An 18903-nucleotide genomic window follows, 5' to 3' on the forward strand; every position below is an offset into this window, starting at 1 on the left:
GCTAGCCGCAGAACGACGCCGTCGCCGCCAGTTCCTCCAGCAGCGCAGCGGTGGCGGGCCCTGGCATGGTGTAGGGGTCCAGCGTCGGCGTGGCCGAATACTTCAGCAGCAGCGAGACATTGACCTTGTCCAGCCGCATCTTGGCCATGCTCCAGCTGGCGTAGCGCCGTGCCGGGATCTCGGCGTAATCGAGCAGCACCAGGTCGCGGTGGCGCGGATCGCGCTGCAGCCGGTTGTAGAGCGCATTCACCTGCTCGCGCCCCCCCTCCAGCGCCTGCACAAACACGTCGCCGGTGTAGCACAGCACGCCGGTGAGGCCGAGTTCCGGGTTGCGCGCGCGCGACGCCTGCAGGATCGCCTCCACCGATTCGACGGTGATCGGCGCGCTGGCACGACTGGCGTAGATCAGGCGGACAAGCATGGCATCACCCCTTGTTCATCAGCGCGAGGAATTCACGCCGCAGGTTGGCATCGCGCAGGAAGGAGCCGCGCATCACGCTGTTGGTCATCTTGGCTTCCATATCCTTCACGCCGCGCCAGTGCATGCAGAAGTGATCGGCTTCCATCACGATGGCGAGGCCATCGGGCTGCAGCCGGTCCATCAAGGTATCGGCCAGCTGCGACACCGCCTCTTCCTGGATCTGCGGCCGGCTCATGATCCATTCGATCAGCCGCGCGTACTTGGATAGCCCGATCAGGTTGGAGTGCTCGTTGGGCATCACGCCAACCCACACCTTGCCCAGGATAGGGCACAGATGGTGCGAGCAGGCGCTGCGCACGGTGATGGGGCCGACGATCATCAATTCGTTCAGCCGCTCGATATTGGGGAACTCGGTCACCGGCGGCGCGGCGCGGTAACGGCCGTGGAACACCTCGCGCACGAACATCTTGGCGACACGGCGCGCGGTGTCCTGCGTGTTGTGATCGCTCTCGGTGTCGATCACCAGGCTCTCGAGCACGCCTTCGAGCTTGCTGGCGACCTCCGCCTGCAACGCATCAAGCTCGTCGCCTTCGAGGTAGTCGGCGATATTGTCGTTGGCGTGAAAGCGCGCGCCGGCGGCGCGAATACGGGCGCGGATGCGCGCGGAGACCGGCTCGGCGGTCAGTTCATCCTGGGACATGGTGTTTCCGTCTAGCGGCAGATTGTTTAGGGCGTGCCATCCATTGTTTCACAGCTGCGTTCGGGGTAGTTCAGGATAGCGCGCAAGAATCCGGCCGCTGGCAGTACGAATAGCACCAGCGGCTGGGGCCATCGCGCCAGCCGCCGACGCGGCGAGATGCCGGCATGCAGCACGCACGCCAGGGCCATGCTTCACGCCATCAATGGCGCACCGTTTCGACCAGCTGCGACGGCGGCGGAAACTTGAGGTGACCGATATAGGTGAGCGGGCGATGCACCTGCATCGCCGGCACATCGCCCTCGCGCATGTGCAGGATGTCGGCCGGGCTGATCCACGCCGGATTGGCCGCGCTGATCGGCAGGCCGGCTGCCGCATACGCCTCCAGCACGAACTGCGAGCAGAAGAAGCGCTGATTGTCGGGCGTGCCAAGCTGGATGGTGGCAATGCCGCGCAGGCAGGCATCGCGCGTGATCTCGGGCAACAGCGGCAACTCGCAGATGCGCCGCTGCAGCGAGAATGGTGCGTGCAGCACCACGCCAACATAGTTGTACGGCCGGCCGACCTGGGCCTGGGCAAAGGCGCGCAGCGCCGCAGCCTGGGCCTCGTCCAGCTCGTCGCGGCGGAACGCCACCACCACCGATTCCTCCGCCAGCGCGTCGGCCAGTGGCCGTACGCGCACACCGCTGCCGACGGCCTCGGCCACCTGACCATCGCCGATGTAGAGCGCGGCGTGGCTCACCGGCGCCAGCGTGGCCAGCCGGATGCCGGCCGAGGTGATGCCATTGGTGGCGGACAACAGGATATCGCCGGTCGCCAATGCGCTCATATCGACCAGCTGGCCGCCGTTGCGCGGCGCAAGGCCCTGCTGCTGGAAGGAAACCGTGGGCATGGCATGGCCTTCGCCCGGCTGCTGGACCTGGGTGGCGCAGCCTGCCAGTAGGACGGCGCAGAGTACGAGTAGATATTTCATGCGTATGACACAAGGGGGAGTCGGGGCGCAGCTTAACGCAAGCGGCGCAGCGCGGCGACTGATCGCGGCAAAACCTGCTGAACGTAAAGACCCGGGGCATCGCCGGCTCATTCGGCGGCCGTCTGTTTGCATCGAAATTCCAGCGTTGGGACGTGAGCCGTCGCGCCTCCCTCGCATCGTTGTCGCGCGGCGGGGCCATCCTCCCTATGCGGCAAAAGCGCTGCCGCCACGGCCTGCGCGCTCGCGCAGCGCAGCGTCGGCTCTGCGCGGGTTCAGCGCGCCGGACGGCGAAAGCGCAGCGCCTGCGGATAGGGGTGGAAATCCTCGGCGATGCCGGCCTCGATATTGGCCTTGGCGCGCTGCCAGAACCCGGGCGTGAGCAGATCGGCGTGGTGGCGCATAAAGGCCGCGCGCACGTCCGGCCGAGCCAAGAGGAAAGTGGCGAACTCCTCCGGATACACCTCGTTCTTGTGGCCGGTGTACCACGCCTCGCCCGACAGCTCGTATTCCGGCGCCAACGGCGGCGGAATGCGGCGGAAGCTGCAATCGGTCATGTATTCGATCTCGTCGTAGTCGTAGAACACGACGCGACCGGCGCGGGTGATGCCGAAGTTCTTGAACAGCATGTCGCCGGGGAAGATGTTGGCGATCGCCAGCTCGCGCAGCGCGTTGCCGTAGTCCTGGATCACGGTGTCGACGACATCGGGCGCGGCGGTATCGAGCAGCATATTGAGCGGCAGCATGCGCCGCTCGATATAGAGGTGGCGGATCACCACATCGTCGCCATCCTCCTCGATCATCGACGGCGCCAGCGCTTTGAGCTCGGCCAGCACCGCCGGATCGAAGCGCACGCGCGGAAGCGCCACGTCGGAAAATTCCAGCGAATCGGCCATGCGGCCCACCCGGTCGTGGCGCTTCACCATCAGGTATTTCTGCCGTACCGTCTCGCGCGATACATCCTTGGGCGGCGGGATCACATCCTTGATCACCTTGAACACGAAGGGGTAGGACGGCAGCGTGAACACGATCATCACCATGCCCTTGATGCCGGGCGCGAACACGAAGCGATCGCTGGTGTTCTTCAGGTGGTGAAACAGCTCGCGGTAGAACATGGTCTTGCCCTGCTTGCCCAGCCCCAGCATGGTGTAGAGCTCGGCGCGCGATACGTCGGGCAGCATTTTCTGCAAAAAGCGCACGTGGGCCGACGGCACTTCCATGTCGACCAGAAAATAGGCGCGCGACAGCGAGAACAGGTGGCGGATATGGCGATGCTCGAACAGCGCGGCATCGACATACAGCCCGCCGTCGCTGCTGCGGTACAGCGCCAGCGCGAACGGCAGCTCCAGGTCGCCATTGACCGCGCGCCCGATCAGATAGGCGGTGTTGCCGCGAAAGAACGGCGTCGCCAGCACCTTGATATGGGCGTTGAACGCCAGCTTGGGCCAGTGGCCCAGATGCCGGTGTAGCGAGCGCAGCACGCGGCGTACGTCGCGCGCCTCGTCCTCGAACGGCAAGGTGAAGCCGAAATCGCGCAGCGTGCGCGAGATGGTCGCGGCCAGCCCCGCTTCGGCCGGATAGTAGGTGCGGTAGGTCGCCGGTGTCTCGGCCTCGATGTATTCGGTCGAGACAGCAGGCCGGTAGAAAATGAACTCGTTGTGGAAATAACTGCGGTGAAGGATGCGGCAGCACACCGAGTTGAAGAAGGTTTCGGCAAGCTCGGGCTGCTTGTGGTTGATCAACAGCTTGATGTATTCGGTCTTCACCCGCGCCCAGGTGGTGTCGGTCAGCCGCTGCGCGCCGAATTCGCTGATCAAGCGCTCGGTGGCTTCATAGACGCGGGCGTCGTAAAAGGCGATCCGGTCACGCACCGCATCGCGCTGCGCCTGCGCCTGGCCCGCCTCGAAATGCGCCTGCGCCGCCTGGCTCACCGCGCGGAACAACCGGTAGTGATGGTCGAAGCCATCGAGTATCGCCTGCGCCAGGGCGCGGGCCTGGCCGAAGCCGGCGTCGAGCGCTTCCATCAGCGGGTCTTGCTGCAGCATCGTGCGTCGTCCTGCAATCGGCATCCCTACACTGTAGTCGGGTGCGCCCCGCTGCATGCAGCTGGCGAAAACCCCAATCCCCGCGTTTCAAGCGTATTGCCGGCGCTGTGCAACAAGCGTTACGCGGCGTGTCATGCACATGGTCTAGATTCGGGGATTGCCTGGAGCCCCCATGACCGATCTCGACTCGCGCCGCGAGCTGGGCCTGCTACTGCTGCTGACGGCCGTGATGTTCATCACCATCGTCGATTTCATGGTGTTGATGCCGCTCTCGCCCTATTTGATGTCCCAGTTCCAGGTCGACCCGCCGCGCTTTGGCCTCTTGGTATCGGCCTACTCGCTCGCCGCGGGCGCGGCATCACTGCTGGCCGCATCGATCGCTGATCGCTACGACCGGCGCCACGCGCTGCTGTTCACTTTTGCCGGCCTCACCGTCGCCACCTTCGGCTGCGCACTGGCGGTGGACTTCTATACGCTGCTGATCGCCCGCACCGTAGCCGGCGTATTTGGCGGCGTGATCGGTTCGGTGGTGCTGGCCATCGTCGGCGACGTGGTGCCGCCGGCGCGGCGCGGCCGCGCCATGGGCTGGGTGATGCTGGGCTTCTCGCTCGCCGCCGTCGCCGGCGTGCCGCTGGGCCTGTTCCTCGCCGAGCACCACGGCTGGCGCGCGCCGTTTGCCGTGCTCGCCGGGGCCAGCGCGCTGGTCTGGCTCACGGTGTGGCGGCTGGTGCCGGCCGTGCGTGGCCACCTGGCGCAGGCCCCGACCGGCCTGTGGCAGGGCTACCGCGAGTTGCTGGCGGTGCCCAACCACTGGTGGGCCTGCGGCGTGACCGCGCTGACCATGCTGTCCGGCTTCTCGGTCATTCCCTATATTTCGCCGTCGCTGGTCGCCAATGTCGGCCTCGATCCACGCTACCTGGCCTGGGTCTATTTCGTCGGCGGCGGTGCCACGCTGTTCACGCGCCCGCTGGTGGGGCGCCTGGTCGACCGCCACCGCCACGCACACGTATTCGCGGTGCTGGTGCTCACCAGCTTCGTGCCCATCGTGCTGGTGACGCAGACGTTGCCGCTGCCGTTCGCCTGGCAGCTGCTGTTCTCCACACTGTTCTTCGTGTTCGTCAGCGGCCGCTTCATTCCCGCGTCCTCCCTCGTCACCGGCGCCACCGAGGCCCGGCTGCGCGGCCGGTTGATGGCGTTCAACTCGGCGGTACAGAACTTCGCCTCCGGCGTCGCCGCCTTTGTCGCAGGGTGGATGATGAGCCAGGGCCCGCACGGCGAGCTGCTCGGCTACGGCTGGGTGGGCCTGATGAGCTGCGCATTCGGCCTTGCGGCAATCTGGGTGGCCTACCGCGTGCGCGCGGTGAGCTGAACCAACAACAACGGGAGCCCAGGCTCCCGTTGTTGTTGGTCTGGCGACGGCCTCAGTGCTGGCTGCGCCGGGGCAGGCTCAATACATGGGCGAGCAAGCTGGCACTGGCGACGACACTGGTGACAACCAGGCCCCAGGTACCGAGCAACAGCATGCCGGTGGGGGTTATCAAGTCCAGCATCAGCCAGAACGACAGCTGCCCTGCATTCTGGCCCAGCAGCGCCAGGAAGAACATCAGCGTGGCCGGCGTACGGGTTCGATGCCACAGCACGCCCGCGGCGATCAGCATCACCAGACCGGCAACACACCAGAACTGGAAGGCAAGTTCGAACACCATGTTCCCCCGGGCCGTCGTTGGATTACTTCTTCTCGGCCGCCAGGCGCTGTTCGATGTTCTTGGCGCGATCGGCGGAGGCCGGGTGCGAGCTCAGCATGCTGTGATCGCCACCGCCCAGTTGTTCCAGCTTCTGGAACGCGGTGACGAGGCCTTCGCGCTTGAGCTTCCTCTGCGTCAACAGATCGAACGAGTAGTTGTCCGCATCGGTTTCCTGCGATTGCGAGAACTGGGCGTTGATCAGGCTTTCGGTGAAGTTGCCCAACTCCGAATCAGCCAGCGTGGCGGCGCGGGTGCCGGACGACGAGGCGACATCGCGCGCGGCGGACACGGCGTAGGCGGTCTGCATCGCCTTCTTGGTGTGGCCCAGCGCCACATGGCCGATCTCGTGGCCGATCACGCCGGTGACTTCGTCGTCGGTCATCAGGTCCATCAGGCCGCTGTAAACACGGATGCAGCCGTTGGCCATCGCCCAGGCGTTCACTTCGCTGGTCAGATAGACCTTGTAGTTGACCTTGCGGCCGTTGATCTCGCTCCCCAGGCCCTTGGCGATCTTGTCCAGACGCTTGGCGTACTTGTCCTTGGCCGGGGCGATACTGGATTCGGCATCGCTCTGCACGCACGCCTGGTCGGACAGGCTCTGCACATCGGCATCGGACAGCGTGGCGGCCTGGACCGCCTTGGAACCGGCCTTGACCATACCGCCCAGATCGAAGGCGTGGACGTTGGAAATCAGCAGGCCGGCAAGCAGGGCCGGAATCAGGTGGCGAGCATACATCTTGAGTTTCTCCGCGTGGGCAAAGCGGCGGAGAATAACAGGATATGGTCAACTTCAGGTAAGTCTGCCGAGCCGCGCATCCCCTGATCCGCACCGCCCGGCGAGGTGTGCTGATCTGCACGCAAATCAGCGCGCCACAGCAGGGCAAACAGCCGTGGGCGCGTTGTAATCCGCCGCTTCAGCCGCTACGCTGCATGCCATCCGGATGACGGTATCTTCCATGCCCATGCAGCAGCTGCTTGCCCAGATCGACGCCAGCTTTGCCGATCTGAAGCTTTCCGACGACGAGCGCCGCGCCTTCGCCACCGCGCTGCGCGAAGCCAATCCGCCCGAGGACGGCCTGCGCCGGTTGCGCAACGCCGCATTCGATACGCTGCGCGGCACGCTGCAAAGCCCGGAACAGATGGGCGCGCTGAAGTGGCTGGAAGGCATAGTCCGTACGCTGGACCTCACCCGCGCGGGCGAAGTCATTCCGGAGGCACATGCCCATTTCAGCCCCGGCGCCGCCTGCCGCACCGCCATTGTCCAGCGGCTGCAGCAGGCACGCGGCACGGCGGACATCTGCGTGTTCACCATCTCGGATGACAGCATTGCCGAAGCCATTGTCGCCGCGCATCGCCGGGGCGTGGCGGTACGCGTGGTCACCGACGACGACAAGGCGCTCGACGCCGGCAGTGACGTGGACTGGCTACGCAATGCCGGGGTACCACTGGCGTGCGATCGCAGCAGCGCCCATATGCATCACAAGTTTGCCGTGATCGACGGCCGCTGGTTGATCAACGGCAGCTACAACTGGACGCGCTCTGCCGCTACCACCAACGAGGAAAACCTGGTGGTCTGCAACGACCCGGGTCTCGTGCACGCCTTCCAGGGCTGTTTCGATATGCTGTGGCAGCGCTGGGCAATCTGAATCCCACATAGCCGACAGGCAGCAAAAAGCCGGGTAGAACCCGGCTTTGCGATAAGGCAGCTGGCGATCTGGCCAGCGTGCGGCTTACTCGGCGATCAGCACCAGGCTGGCGAGCTCTTCGTTGGTCTTCTGACCGGTGGGCCAGCAGACGCGAGCCCGATCACCGAAGATCTTCAGCACGCGGCCGTCGATCCTCTCGGCGCCGTCGAGGCCGGCCGTGCGGTTGACGCGGGCGTTGACGGCGATGTTGTCACGATGACCCAACACGAAGTTCACGATGGCGGCAAAGAACGAGTACATGATGCAACTCCTGGTCTACGTAGTATTGCTACGTAATCTACTGTAGTTATGTTTCAGTCTCAAGGCATTAATACCGGTAGTTTTACAACGCCCACCCTCGATCGAGCCGCGGTACCGATCCGCACCGCAAGCCGCGCGGTACAATGCCGGCAGCGAGGAACGCCACCATGACCGAGAAACACGACATCCGCCCCGGGCAGTCCATTGAACTGCTGAAGGCACTACATATCCTCACCCGCGACGGCAAGCTCAACCAGGACAGCCGCCGCAAGCTCAAGCAGGTGTATCACCTGTTCAATTTCATCGAGCCGCTGCTGGCAGAGCGGGTGGCCGAGCATGACGACATCACGCTGGTCGATCATGGCGCCGGCAAGAGCTATCTCGGCTTCATCCTCTACGACCTGTTCTTCAAGGACCGCGCGCCTGAGGGTCGCATCTACGGCATCGAAACCCGCGACGAGCTGGTGCAAAGCTCAATGGCGCTGGCGCAGAAGCTGGGCTTTGCCCAGGGCATGCGCTTTTACAACCTGTCGGTCGCCGATTCGATCACGTCCGACAAGCTGCCCGCCACCGTCGACGTGGTGACCGCGCTGCATGCCTGCAATACCGCCACCGATGATGCGATCCGCTTCGCACTGGAAAAGCAGGCGCGCCACATCGTGCTGGTGCCATGTTGCCAAGCCGAAGTGGCCAGCGTATTGCGGCAGAACAAGACTCGTGCGCTGAAAAGCCCGCTGGCCGAGATCTGGCGCCATCCCATCCATACCCGCGAGTTCGGCAGCCAGATCACCAACGTGCTGCGCTGCCTGGAGCTGGAGGCGCACGGCTACCAGGTCACGGTGACCGAGCTCGTCGGCTGGGAGCATTCGATGAAGAACGAGCTGATCGTCGCCGAATACAAGGGCCTGCCGCGCGCCAAGCCCGCCGCGCGGCTCACTGAGCTGCTCGATACCCTCGGCCTGGAGAGCCTTGCCGAGCGCTTTGGCGCCTGCCCGGCATGAGCACAGGCCCAAAAACCGCACGCATCGCCGTGATCGGCGGCGGCCCCGCCGGGCTGATGGCCGCCGAAGTAATGGCCAGCGCCGGCCACCGGGTGGACGTGTACGACGCCATGCCCTCGGTCGGCCGCAAGTTCCTGCTCGCCGGCGTCGGCGGCATGAACATCACCCACAGCGAACCGCTGGAGCAGCTGCTAGATCGCTACGGCAACGCTCGCCCGCAGCTCGAAGCGATGGTCCGCGCCTTCGATGCCGACGCGCTGCGCGCCTGGATCCATGGCCTGGGCATCGAGACTTTCGTCGGGACTTCCGGGCGGGTATTCCCGCGCGAAATGAAGGCGGCTCCGCTGCTGCGCGCCTGGCTCGCCCGGCTCAAGGCGGCCGGCGTGGCGTTTCACGTACGGCATCGCTGGCTGGGCTGGGACGATCAAGGCGCGCTGCTTTTCGCCGGCCCCGACGGCGAATTCACCGTGCAGCCCGATGCCACGGTACTGGCGCTCGGCGGCGCCAGCTGGCCTCGGCTAGGCTCGGACGGCGGTTGGGTACCGTTGCTCGCCGCGCGCGGTGTAGCGATCGCCCCGCTGCAGCCGGCCAATTGCGGTTTTGATGTGGGCTGGAGCCCCTGGTTTGCCGACAAGCACGCGGGCCAGCCGCTGAAGGCCGTAGTGCTGCACCACGACGATTGGCAGCGCCAGGGCGAATTCGTCGTCACCACCGGCGGCATCGAGGGCAGCCTGATCTACGCCGCCTCCGCCCGCTTGCGCGACGCGATTGCTCGGGACGGCCACGCCACCGTCACGCTCGATCTCGCCCCCGGGCGTACGTTAGAGCGGCTGACCATGGAGCTCGCCGCCCCGCGTGGTGCCGATTCCATGGCCAACCACTTGCGGCGCAAGGCACATATCGACGGCGTGAAGGCGGGCCTGTTGCGCGAGCTATTGCCCAAGGACACCTTCACCGACACCGCCGCGCTCGCCCAGGCGATCAAGGCGCTGCCGTTACGCCTGACCGCCCCGCGCCCGATAGCCGAGGCGATCAGCAGCGCCGGCGGCGTGCGCTGGGATGCAATGGACGACCAGCTGATGCTGACCGCCCTGCCCGGCGTGTTCTGCGCCGGCGAAATGCTCGATTGGGAAGCCCCGACCGGGGGTTATCTGCTGACGGGTTGTTTTGCCAGTGGCAGGCAGGCGGGGGAAGGGGTGAAGGGGTGGATTAAGGGGCTGGGCTGATTGGTCAGCCCGCTTGCGCTCCAGCATTGAGCGCATGATCCGAGCCTGACTGCGCCCCCTTGGCGCAAGGGGGGCGAGGGGGGATTTGGCTGAACGAGCTGCCTGCTTTTGCGTGCGTGCCACTGCTGGATATTCGGCTTAGCGCCTGCGGCGCCGGGTCTGCATGCCGGTTCCGCCCGGCGGACGGGTTCATTTCTTTTGCTTCGCCAAAAGAAACGAACCAAAGAAAAGGCGACCCCCACCTTACGGCCCTCCGGGCTACCCTCAGTCGGTCGCGAGCCTAAGGTCTCGCTCCACTCCTTCGGCGCTTGGCACAGGGGGGAGAAGACCCCGCACAAACATCGCTGCCAAAGCGTAAGCCTCTGAACGCAAGGTGCCCTTAGGCATTCTATGCCCCTTGTAGGAGTGGGGAAGCTCGTCACTCGTGAGCATCCTTTCTAGCGCTCGTAATAACCTCGCTTCTCGGAGATGATCTGTACTCTCAAAAGCTGCTAATCGGCCGAAGCGGATGTTATCCGCTTGTACTAGAGCCCCCTGTCTTGACTTAAGTGGCGCATACAGGCTACATCGCCTCCACATAACTCGGCATTATTCAATAGAAGGGAAGCATTGGATGCTGTTTGGCCACCACTCCATTGATAAGACCGTTGATGAGCATGTCCGCGATATTGCCAATCTCGCAAACGATTCGCAGACGCTCATTTTTCTCGATACCAACATCCTCTCGTACTTATACAAGCTGCACGAAGCGGCGCGACGTGAGTTCTTTGCTTGGTCAGACGCAGTATTAGCAGCAAACCGGATGGTCGTTCCGGCATGGGCTGCCAACGAGTACTTGGCCAGAGTGACATCTAAAACACTCGACTCCTACACGCCCAAAAGTAAAGAGGCCAACCAAGCGACGAAGATCCTCGACGGCCTCTTCGAAACAGCATCCTTGTTCGTTGACGAAACCTCGCTTAAGAGGATCGGTTATTCCAAGGATCGTGCGACCTTTATCACAGGGTTCCGCGCAGCTATCGACGCGCTGGCCCCGTTTACGCGTGTTTTCTCGCAGGACTTTGACTCCGGGGTCATACACCAACAGATCGAGGCACACTTGTCGCCGGCTATTCTAGACTCAGATCTTGCGGCCCTTTGTGTGCGCGCTACTCAAGAAGGCGCAGGAAGATTTGAACACAGGCTGCCCCCGGGCTTTCGTGACGCAGACAAACTTGAGAATCGCCTTGGCGATCTCATTATCTGGTTCGAGATACTCGAAAAGTCCGCCAGCAGTGCGAAGACCTTCCCCAAGGTTCTTTTCATCAGTAGAGACGAGAAGAATGACTGGGTTTATGCGCCTAAGATGCGCATGGAACTGGTGCAGGGCGACCGTAAGGCTGTCGGCAACTCCCGCCCCGAAATCAAACTCGCAGACCCAAGACTCGTCACTGAGTTTCGCCGTGCGACCGGACATACCAACATAACAATAGCTAGCATTGACACCCTCGTTGAGGGCTTATCAAAGGCCAACTCCGCGCTATTCGCCCACTTAGCAGCAGCGATTCAAATTAACATTGAGCAGTTGGCATCCGTACTACCCCCAGCCAATGAACCGGAGGCGCCAATCAACGGGCAACCGGAGGAAGCTGCCGCCGACGCTGCCCTACCGCCAGTTAAAGCGCAGCCAGAGCCTGTCGACCCTACGGCGCCACGACTCGTATACGAGCAGGAGGCGCTCCGAGACCGTGAATACCAGGCAGATGCTCCCACTGCAATAAACGAGATCATCCGTGATCTACAGTCCCTAAATTGGTACACCCAGAATCCCGCCATTACCAGAATTCGTGCCATCCGGCAGGATGAGTTCCCCCCCTCTTCGTGGTTTGTTCTCGGTCGCAACATTTATCAGACAGCTTGCGGCAACTCCCAGAAGGCGATGGAATTCATGGCAGGGCTCGAATCGCAGCTCCGACAGTTTCCGCAGGATACTGCCCAGCACCTACTCGCCGGAATGCTGTTCGAGGTGTATTTCAACTCACGCGGCGAGTTCCGAGATGAGGTCAAATTTAGCTATGCCGACAAGCCACTCTCAGTGGCAACGAATGCGGAGTTCGCTGATGTGCTGGAATTCATAAACTATTACTTGCGAAATCAAGGGGATCGTCTCACGTTCATGCCCGGGGACCAGGCTCGCAAGTTGATCCATGTTGTTGCGGCACCATTGCCGATCCCCGCAACCGATGCTTCACAGACCTTCGAAGGCTTACCTTTCCCGCCAACTCACGAGATTCGCTCGGTCTTGTTTGACGGCGTGGAGCTTTTGCACGAATCAGAGCCTAAGAAGCCGAACATTTGGTCACGCATGCTCCGCACGGCAAAAATCAGCCCAGAGCACATACGAGATCAAATTTCAGATGAGCTTGCGATCCCCAAATGGGCGTTTACCATTGAAACCGATCCGCCAATCAGTACAGATATCGACCTAGTTATGCCTAAGGGCTTTGAAATTCAACCGAGGTTAGCACTTCAGTCCCCTTGACTGATCGTACTGGCCGGTAGCTAAGGCAGGCCAATTGAGCTGGTGGGTAGTGCTGAGCTTGGGAGAGCCGTAACCGGTCATTGGGCAATGCTTGCCCTTGGCCAGCAAGCCAATTAGCTCTCAAACGGCGGACAAACAGCATCCACTACTACTTAGCAGTCACTCAGCATGACTGGTCAAAGAACCGCACTGGGTCGGAAGCGGACGCCAGGGTCGATGCGTAGCGACATCCGCTATGGCTGGCAAGCTGACAAATTGACTTCTGATCGAATGACCAGCGGGGCGCACATGATGTAAACAGTGGGGCGATCACGAATTGCCAGATTCAAAGGCACTTCATCATGGCCCAAGCGTTGGCACATGGTTTCCTCCCCTTTGCCAAGCGCCGAAGGAGTGGAGTGAGACCTTAGGCTCGCGACCGACTGAGGGAAGCCCGGAGGGCCGTAAGGCGGGATCGCCTTTTCTTTGGTTCGTTTCTTTTGGCGAAGCAAAAGAAATGAACCCGTCCGCCGGGCGGAACCGGCATGAAAACACTGCGCCGCAGGCGCTACACATCCCGCCTTTTATCTATCGGACGGCTTCGCAATCCAGATGCCAATGACTGGCACGCTCGGGCAGGCCGCGCTGGCTACAGCGCCACAGCATTCCTGCGTCGCCACCAGATACCGCCTGGTAATACAGCGCTGCACCTGGAATGTTGTCGAACTGGGCGGACAATTCGGCCCGGCCAGCATGCCATTGCAGCTTGCCGCTTTGCCCATGCTCGGCATCGTAAAACCCGCCGTCCAGCCCAGCCTCCGCCAAGGTGGCCGGCCAGTGTTGGTGTGTTGTGCGGTAGGCGGCAAGCTGCGGCGCCAGCCGCTTCGCTGCCGCGAGCGCCGCTTTCACGTGCTTGCGCTGCATGTCCTCCTGGACGGCAGGCTGTACCACGGCAACGACAAGCCCGACAACCAAAGCCAGTACCAGCAAAAGCCATTTCATCGGCGCGTGATCTTCACGTTGTGGGGCGTTTATTTTGCATCAAGCAGCGCGCTTCGCTCACCGCCGTCGCGCTTTGTCGGGTGGAAAAGAAGTGGCGCCCTCCATGCTGATGAGCTTTGCCACACATCCCGGCGCTTGGTTTTCCACCCCCTGTGCCAAGCGCCGAAGGAGCGGAGCGAGACCTAGGCTCGCGATCGACTGAGGGCAGCCCGGAGGGCCGCAAGGCGGGGTCGCCTTTTCTTTGGTTCGTTTCTTTTGGCGAAGCAAAAGAAATGAACCCGTCCGCCGGGCGGAACCGGCATCCCAACGCCGCGCCGCAGGCGCTAAGCCTCTACCCCCTTGCACCAAGGGGAGGGAACCACGTGCAACATAGTAGACAGCCATTTTCGGCCCAGCCTACAGGCTCGTGGCGGTTCGGGCGCCACACACGGCAGCTCGCGATCGGCCGGGCCGCCATCGTCAGGGAAACGACCGCTCATGCGGCAAATCCGGGTAGCCGTCCTGCCCCGCTTGCGTGGTGCGCCGGCTGTCGGCAGGCTGCCACGCCAGAGGCCCGCTACAGGGCCCGGCTCGCGCATCGCGCGCGGGATGGTCGGAGTCGGGTCGCAGTGTGTTCATCCATGCCGTCTTGAGGAGAACACCCATGAACCATTTCCCGTTACGCCGCGCGCGTGGCCAGGCGCTACTCGCGCTGGCCGTCGCCGCGATCGGCCTGCCCAGCCTGGCTGGTGCCGCGCCGGCCTGCTTCTTCGAACACGTCGGCTACGCCGGTGCCAGCTTCTGCGCGGGCGAGAGCGCGGCCAATGTGGACCTGCGCCGCTGGAACGACCGGATTTCCTCGGTGAAGCTGGAGCCGGGCTACCAGCTGCAACTGTTCGAGCACGTCAGTCAGGGCGGGCGCAGCCTCACGCTGACCGGCAATGCGACCAACCTGGTGGAGCTGCGCTTCAACGACACCGCCTCGTCCTACCGCATCAGCCGCGTGGCCACGCCCACCCCCAGGCCGACGGCCACACCGACCCCGCGCGTCACGCCGCAACCCACGCCCCGGCCCACCGCGACTCCGACGCCGCGCCCGACCGTGGTGCCGACACCGATCATCACGGCCGTGCCGACACCAAGGCCGACGCCGATCATCACGACGGTGCCCACCCCACGGCCGACGCCCATCGCCACTCCGGTGCCCACGCCGCGACCGACACCCATCGCCACTCCGGTACCGAGTCCGACGCCCGTGCCAACCCCGGTGGCCAACCGCTGGCTGCCCAAGCCCGGCACCACCTGGCAATGGCAGCTGCAGGGCAATTTCGATGCCACGCAGGAGGCGGCTGTCTACGATCTGGACCTGTTCGAGACCTCGGCGCAGCGGGTGGCGCAGCTGAAGGCACAGGGCAAGCGGGTGATCTGTTACCTGAACGCCGGCGCCTGGGAGGAATACCGCGAGGACAAGGATGCCTTCCCCGCCTCGGTGCTGGGCAAGGAATACGAGGGCTGGGAAGGCGAGCGCTGGCTGGATATCCGCCAGATCGAGCTGCTCGCGCCCATCATGCGCGCGCGGCTGGACCTGTGCCGTGACAAGGGCTTCGATGGCGTGGAGCCGGACAATATCGAGGGCTACACCAACAACACCGGCTACCCGCTGACCCGGGCCGACCAGATCGCGTACAACCGCTGGCTGGCCGCCGAGGCGCATGCGCGCGGCCTGTCCATCGGCCAGAAGAACGCACCGGAGCTGACTACCGCGCTGATCGATGTGTACGACTGGGCGATGACCGAGGACTGCGCGTATTACGACTGGTGCGCCGATCTGAAGCCCTACGTGACGGCGGGCAAGGCGGTGTTCATGGCTGAGTACACCGATCTGACCGGCAGTACCGCCAAGTTCTGCCCGCAGGCCACGCAGCTGGGCTACTCCGGCATCCTCAAGCGACGCGAGCTGAGCGCCTGGCGCCAGGTCTGCCCGTAAGGCGTTAAGGTGGAGCGGGCCGCGTGCCCGCTCCACCCTACCCGGCTATTGCCAGGCCAGCACGTCGGCCAGCGGCAGCCGCGGTTTTTGCGGCCAGTTGCCTGCGGCGGCATGGCCGATGGCGACCAGCATCACCGGGATCTCGTCATTGCCTAACCCGAACTCGCGGTGCACGCCGGCGGCATCGAAACCGATCATCGGGCAGGAGACGAGCCCCGCGCCCTGCGCCGCCAGCATCAGTGTCATTGCCGATAGCGAGGCGGAGCGGATCGCTTCGTCGCGCTGGTTTTGCGGCTGGTCGCGGTACATCGCATCGGCGTAATGCACCAAGGTGGCTTGCAAGTCGGCATCGATCACGCCCGCGTCCACGGAGGGCTGCAGCGCGGCCGCCAGCGTGGCGTGCGGTGCCAGCCGGCCGACGACGACCACCGTGGCGGCGGCGTGCACCACCTTGTCCTGGCCGTTGGCGTGGCGCAGCAGCCGCTCTTTGGCCTTAACGCTGCTCGCCACCACGAAGCGGCGGTTCTGCGCGTTGAAGGCGCTGGGCGCCAGCGTGGCCAGCCGCAGCAACTCGGTCAGCGTGACGTCGTCGACATGACGCGTGGCATCGAAGTGGTTGGCGGAATAGCGTTGTTCGATCAGCGCGTCGATATCCATGGTCATTCCCAAGCGAAGCGGCCGGGCCGCGATGCACGCAGTCTCTGCCAAACCATCGATGTCGATAAATGACGCTAGAATTTGTTCATTCCGAACCAAAGGTTAGTGATGGACAGGCTGCGCAGCATGGAGGTGTACGTTGCGGTGATCGAGCGCGGTGGCTTTGCCGCCGCGGCCGGCGTGCTCGGCATTTCCGCGGTGATGGTGGGCAAGCATGTGCGCCAGCTGGAGGAACGCCTCGGCACACGCCTGTTGGAGCGCACCACGCGCCGCCAGCGGCCAACGCCGGCGGGCGAGGCCTTTTATGGTGATTGCCGCAAGGTACTGGAGCAGGTGCGCGCGGCCGAGGCCGGCGTGGAAAGCTTACAGGCGGCGCCACGCGGCCTGTTGCGGCTGAGCGCGCCGGTCACGCTGGGGCAGATGGTGATCGCGCCGTTGCTTGCCGCTTACCTCGCGGCCTATCCGCAGGTGCAGGTGGAGCTGATGCTCAGCAACCGGCGGATCGACCTGATCGAGGACGGGTTCGATCTGGCAATCCGCATCGGCCCGCTGGGTGAAGCGAATCTGGTGGCGCGGCCGCTGCGGCAGTATGGCTTCGCCGTGTGCGCGGCGCCCGCCTACCTGGCACGCCACGGCACGCCCGATCATCCATCCGAGCTGATCCACCACCATTGGCTGACCCACTTCCTGCAGGGCGAGCGCAACGAGCGCACCGGCTTCATCGACGGCAACGGTGATACCTGGCCGGTACAAAGCCGCTACGCCAGCAATGACAGCCACGCGCTGCGCCAGGCAGCACTCGCCGGCCACGGCATCCTGCGCCAGCCGCAGGTGCTGCTGGAAGACGATCTGGCCACCGGCCGGCTGCAGGCCATCCTCGCCGACTACGTCCCCGCACCGCTGCCGGTGCACCTCGTCTACCTGCCCGACCCCCGCCCGCGGCCCAAGCTGCACAGCCTCATCGATTTTCTGCAGCAGGCGCTGCGTTGAGTCACACCCGCATCGCGCAGCGCCGCCTTGCCCGGCGGTGCCGCACGCCAAGCCGCAGACCTCGCCGCCGATCGCTGCCACCATCGCGATGCCGCAATGGCCGCTGCTCCCCATGGCGCTCGGCTATGCTAGGCGCATCGACGACCCGGAAAACCCGCCATGCGCCTGATCCCCGTCACCTTGCTGCTGCTTGCCCTCGACGCTTCCGCCCAGGCGCTCGACCTCCCGGTCAGCGTGGAGGCCACGCCGATCTTGAAGACCACTACCAGCTGGAACGGTACGCCGCTGGTGTATCCGGCGGGCGTAGCCGAGATCAGCGGCCTGCTGATAACGATCGCCCCCGGCGGCGAAACGGGCTGGCATAGCCACCCGGTACCGTCGTTCGGCTATGTGCTCGAAGGCGAGCTGGAGGTGTCACTCAAGAATGGCAGGAAGAACCGGATCAAGGCCGGCGAGGCGCTGGCCGAGGTGGTCGACACGCTGCACAACGGCCGCAACGTGGGCACGGGGCCGGTGAAACTGGTGGTGTTCTACGCCGGCAGCCAAGGCACGGTGCTGACCGTCAAACCGGTGCCGTAGGCGGGGCAAGCCAGCCGCGACTAGATGCTCTGCGCCATCGAGATATTGATCTTGTAGTGGCCGTACACCAGGATCTCGTCGAGCAGTTGCGTCAGCTTCGATTGAACCGCCAGCACCACCTTGAGGATGAAACACGGCTCGCCGCTGACGCGATGCGCTTCCTTCACTTCGGGCCGGGTCTTGAGGAAGGCTTCGAATTTGGTGTGCGCGTAGTCGCGCATCTGCACGGTGATGAAGGCGCACAGCGTATCGCCCAGCGCCCTGTCGTTCACGGCGACGGTATAGCGCTCCAGCACGCCGGTTTCTTCCAGGCGCTGCACCCGCGTGGCCACCGCCGGGCCGCTCATGCCGATCTCGTCACCGATCTGCTTCCACTGCGCCCGGCCATTCTTGCGCAGCAGCGCGATGATGCGACGATCGATATGGTCCACCATGGTTTTCCTTTCGTCGCGAAAGCAAAAGGACGATTTTGCTTTCGTCGTGCGCTGTATCGAAATGAAGCCGGCAATTAGAGTCCATCGTCATATCCCTGGCAATAGCGCGAGGCGTGGAGAAACGATGAAGACGACGATGTTCTGGCTGCTGGGCAGCCTGCTTGCACCGGTCGGCTGGGCCGCACATTGCGATGAGGCAACGAGCACCAGCGATGCGCCGCAACCGCATCGCTACCAGCTGGAAACGGTGATCCAGACCGAGGGCGGCCTCTATACGGTGGCAGCGAAGACTGATCTGCTGCTCTCCGAAGCCCATTACGGCGGCGCGCATATCGCCGGCGAAGGGCACGTGCACCTCTACGTGAACGGCAGGCTGATCGGCCCCATCGTCAACGAGAAGCCGCTCTATCTGCCGCCGCTCTCCCCGGGCGACAACACGATCCGGCTGGTGCTCGCCACCAATGGCCATGACGAGAGCGTCTATGCCGTGTCGAGCGAGGCTACGGTGGCGCTGCCCGCTCAGTAATGCGGCGGAATTTCCTGCTGCGGCGCGCCGCGCGGGCCGAATTCCATGGCTTGCAGCTGGCGGTAGAGCTCGCGCAGCTGTTCCTGCTGCGCATCAAGCTGCAATTGCTGCTGCGAGACGATCTTGTTCAGCGACTCGAGCAGGTCTTCCTGGAACGCGAGCTTGATTTCCAGTTCGATAAGGCGGTCTTCCATGGCG

At 63.9% G+C, this 18903-nt stretch carries 20 protein-coding genes; 9 read left to right on the forward strand and 11 right to left on the reverse strand.

Annotated elements, in window-relative coordinates:
- Position 1 precedes the first annotated feature (1 nt).
- The 4 genes from NLI84_RS02955 to aceK form a co-directional block, all read right to left on the reverse strand.
- Positions 2–421 (reverse strand): BLUF domain-containing protein, encoded by a 420-nt coding sequence (locus NLI84_RS02955; RefSeq protein ID WP_255988071.1) that lies wholly within the window; start codon positions 419–421, stop codon positions 2–4.
- 4 nt (positions 422–425) lie between these two features.
- A complete protein-coding gene (gene folE, locus NLI84_RS02960) occupies positions 426–1121 on the reverse strand; it encodes a GTP cyclohydrolase I (protein WP_255988073.1) in 696 nt (231 codons plus the stop codon).
- A gap of 199 nt (positions 1122–1320) precedes the next feature.
- Positions 1321–2091, reverse strand: a complete 771-nt coding sequence (locus NLI84_RS02965) for a YaeF family permuted papain-like enzyme (protein ID WP_255988074.1) — start codon at positions 2089–2091, stop codon at positions 1321–1323.
- Positions 2092–2363: 272 nt separating this feature from the next.
- Positions 2364–4133 carry a bifunctional isocitrate dehydrogenase kinase/phosphatase gene (gene aceK / locus NLI84_RS02970; protein WP_255988075.1) on the reverse strand — a complete coding sequence of 590 codons (1770 nt, stop codon included), beginning with the start codon at positions 4131–4133 and terminating at the stop codon, positions 2364–2366.
- A gap of 172 nt (positions 4134–4305) precedes the next feature.
- Here aceK and NLI84_RS02975 point away from each other — a divergent pair, with 172 nt between their 5' ends.
- Positions 4306–5502 carry an MFS transporter gene (locus NLI84_RS02975; RefSeq protein ID WP_255988076.1) on the forward strand — a complete coding sequence of 399 codons (1197 nt, stop codon included), beginning with the start codon at positions 4306–4308 and terminating at the stop codon, positions 5500–5502.
- 52 nt (positions 5503–5554) lie between these two features.
- Here the strand turns inward: NLI84_RS02975 and NLI84_RS02980 are convergent, their stop codons facing one another.
- Together NLI84_RS02980 and loiP are read right to left on the reverse strand one after the other, a co-directional pair.
- Complete coding sequence (locus NLI84_RS02980; protein ID WP_255988078.1) at positions 5555–5839, reverse strand: hypothetical protein; 285 nt, start codon at positions 5837–5839, stop codon at positions 5555–5557.
- 22 nt (positions 5840–5861) lie between these two features.
- A complete protein-coding gene (gene loiP / locus NLI84_RS02985; protein WP_255988079.1) occupies positions 5862–6614 on the reverse strand; it encodes a metalloprotease LoiP in 753 nt (250 codons plus the stop codon).
- A gap of 220 nt (positions 6615–6834) precedes the next feature.
- On the opposite strand from loiP, the gene NLI84_RS02990 reads away from it, so the two are divergent.
- Positions 6835–7524 carry a phospholipase D-like domain-containing protein gene (locus tag NLI84_RS02990; protein WP_255988080.1) on the forward strand — a complete coding sequence of 230 codons (690 nt, stop codon included), beginning with the start codon at positions 6835–6837 and terminating at the stop codon, positions 7522–7524.
- A gap of 84 nt (positions 7525–7608) precedes the next feature.
- On the opposite strand, the gene NLI84_RS02995 is transcribed toward NLI84_RS02990, so the two are convergent.
- On the reverse strand, positions 7609–7824 hold the full coding sequence (locus tag NLI84_RS02995; protein ID WP_255988082.1) for a hypothetical protein: 216 nt from the start codon (positions 7822–7824) through the stop codon (positions 7609–7611).
- 167 nt (positions 7825–7991) lie between these two features.
- On the opposite strand from NLI84_RS02995, the gene NLI84_RS03000 reads away from it, so the two are divergent.
- The 3 genes from NLI84_RS03000 to NLI84_RS03010 all read left to right on the forward strand — a co-directional run bounded on the left by NLI84_RS03000 (position 7992) and on the right by NLI84_RS03010 (position 12572).
- Positions 7992–8825: a class I SAM-dependent methyltransferase gene (locus NLI84_RS03000; RefSeq protein WP_255988084.1), complete on the forward strand. Its 834-nt coding sequence runs from the start codon at positions 7992–7994 to the stop codon at positions 8823–8825.
- On the forward strand, positions 8822–10051 hold the full coding sequence (locus tag NLI84_RS03005) for a TIGR03862 family flavoprotein (RefSeq protein ID WP_255988085.1): 1230 nt from the start codon (positions 8822–8824) through the stop codon (positions 10049–10051). The genes NLI84_RS03000 and NLI84_RS03005 overlap by 4 nt, the downstream gene beginning before the upstream one ends.
- Positions 10052–10664: 613 nt before the next feature.
- Entirely contained in the window at positions 10665–12572 is a 1908-nt protein-coding gene (locus NLI84_RS03010) for a PIN-like domain-containing protein (protein ID WP_255988086.1), read from the forward strand.
- 567 nt (positions 12573–13139) lie between these two features.
- Here the strand turns inward: NLI84_RS03010 and NLI84_RS03015 are convergent.
- Positions 13140–13553, reverse strand: a complete 414-nt coding sequence (locus tag NLI84_RS03015) for a hypothetical protein (protein WP_255988087.1) — start codon at positions 13551–13553, stop codon at positions 13140–13142.
- A gap of 643 nt (positions 13554–14196) precedes the next feature.
- Here NLI84_RS03015 and NLI84_RS03020 point away from each other — a divergent pair.
- Positions 14197–15519, forward strand: a complete 1323-nt coding sequence (locus NLI84_RS03020) for an endo alpha-1,4 polygalactosaminidase (protein ID WP_255988088.1) — start codon at positions 14197–14199, stop codon at positions 15517–15519.
- Positions 15520–15564: 45 nt separating this feature from the next.
- On the opposite strand, the gene NLI84_RS03025 is transcribed toward NLI84_RS03020, so the two are convergent.
- Positions 15565–16182, reverse strand: a complete 618-nt coding sequence (locus tag NLI84_RS03025) for a nitroreductase family protein (RefSeq protein ID WP_255988090.1) — start codon at positions 16180–16182, stop codon at positions 15565–15567.
- Between the two features lie 102 nt (positions 16183–16284).
- Here NLI84_RS03025 and NLI84_RS03030 point away from each other — a divergent pair, with 102 nt between their 5' ends.
- A complete protein-coding gene (locus NLI84_RS03030) occupies positions 16285–17166 on the forward strand; it encodes a LysR family transcriptional regulator (protein WP_255988092.1) in 882 nt (293 codons plus the stop codon).
- A 159-nt stretch (positions 17167–17325) separates the two neighbouring features.
- Positions 17326–17745 (forward strand): cupin domain-containing protein, encoded by a 420-nt coding sequence (locus tag NLI84_RS03035; protein WP_255988093.1) that lies wholly within the window; start codon positions 17326–17328, stop codon positions 17743–17745.
- 20 nt (positions 17746–17765) lie between these two features.
- Here NLI84_RS03035 and NLI84_RS03040 read toward each other — a convergent pair whose 3' ends face one another.
- Positions 17766–18179, reverse strand: a complete 414-nt coding sequence (locus tag NLI84_RS03040; protein ID WP_255988094.1) for an Lrp/AsnC family transcriptional regulator — start codon at positions 18177–18179, stop codon at positions 17766–17768.
- A 124-nt stretch (positions 18180–18303) separates the two neighbouring features.
- Here NLI84_RS03040 and NLI84_RS03045 point away from each other — a divergent pair, with 124 nt between their 5' ends.
- Positions 18304–18705, forward strand: a complete 402-nt coding sequence (locus tag NLI84_RS03045) for a hypothetical protein (RefSeq protein ID WP_255988095.1) — start codon at positions 18304–18306, stop codon at positions 18703–18705.
- Here NLI84_RS03045 and NLI84_RS03050 read toward each other — a convergent pair.
- Positions 18699–18899 carry a SlyX family protein gene (locus NLI84_RS03050; protein WP_255988096.1) on the reverse strand — a complete coding sequence of 67 codons (201 nt, stop codon included), beginning with the start codon at positions 18897–18899 and terminating at the stop codon, positions 18699–18701. The two genes, NLI84_RS03045 and NLI84_RS03050, sit on opposite strands and share 7 nt — an antisense overlap.
- Positions 18900–18903 lie beyond the last annotated feature (4 nt).

The sequence above is a fragment of the Chitinolyticbacter albus genome (genome assembly GCF_024437655.1).
Lineage (GTDB): Bacteria > Pseudomonadota > Gammaproteobacteria > Burkholderiales > Chitinibacteraceae > Chitinolyticbacter > Chitinolyticbacter albus.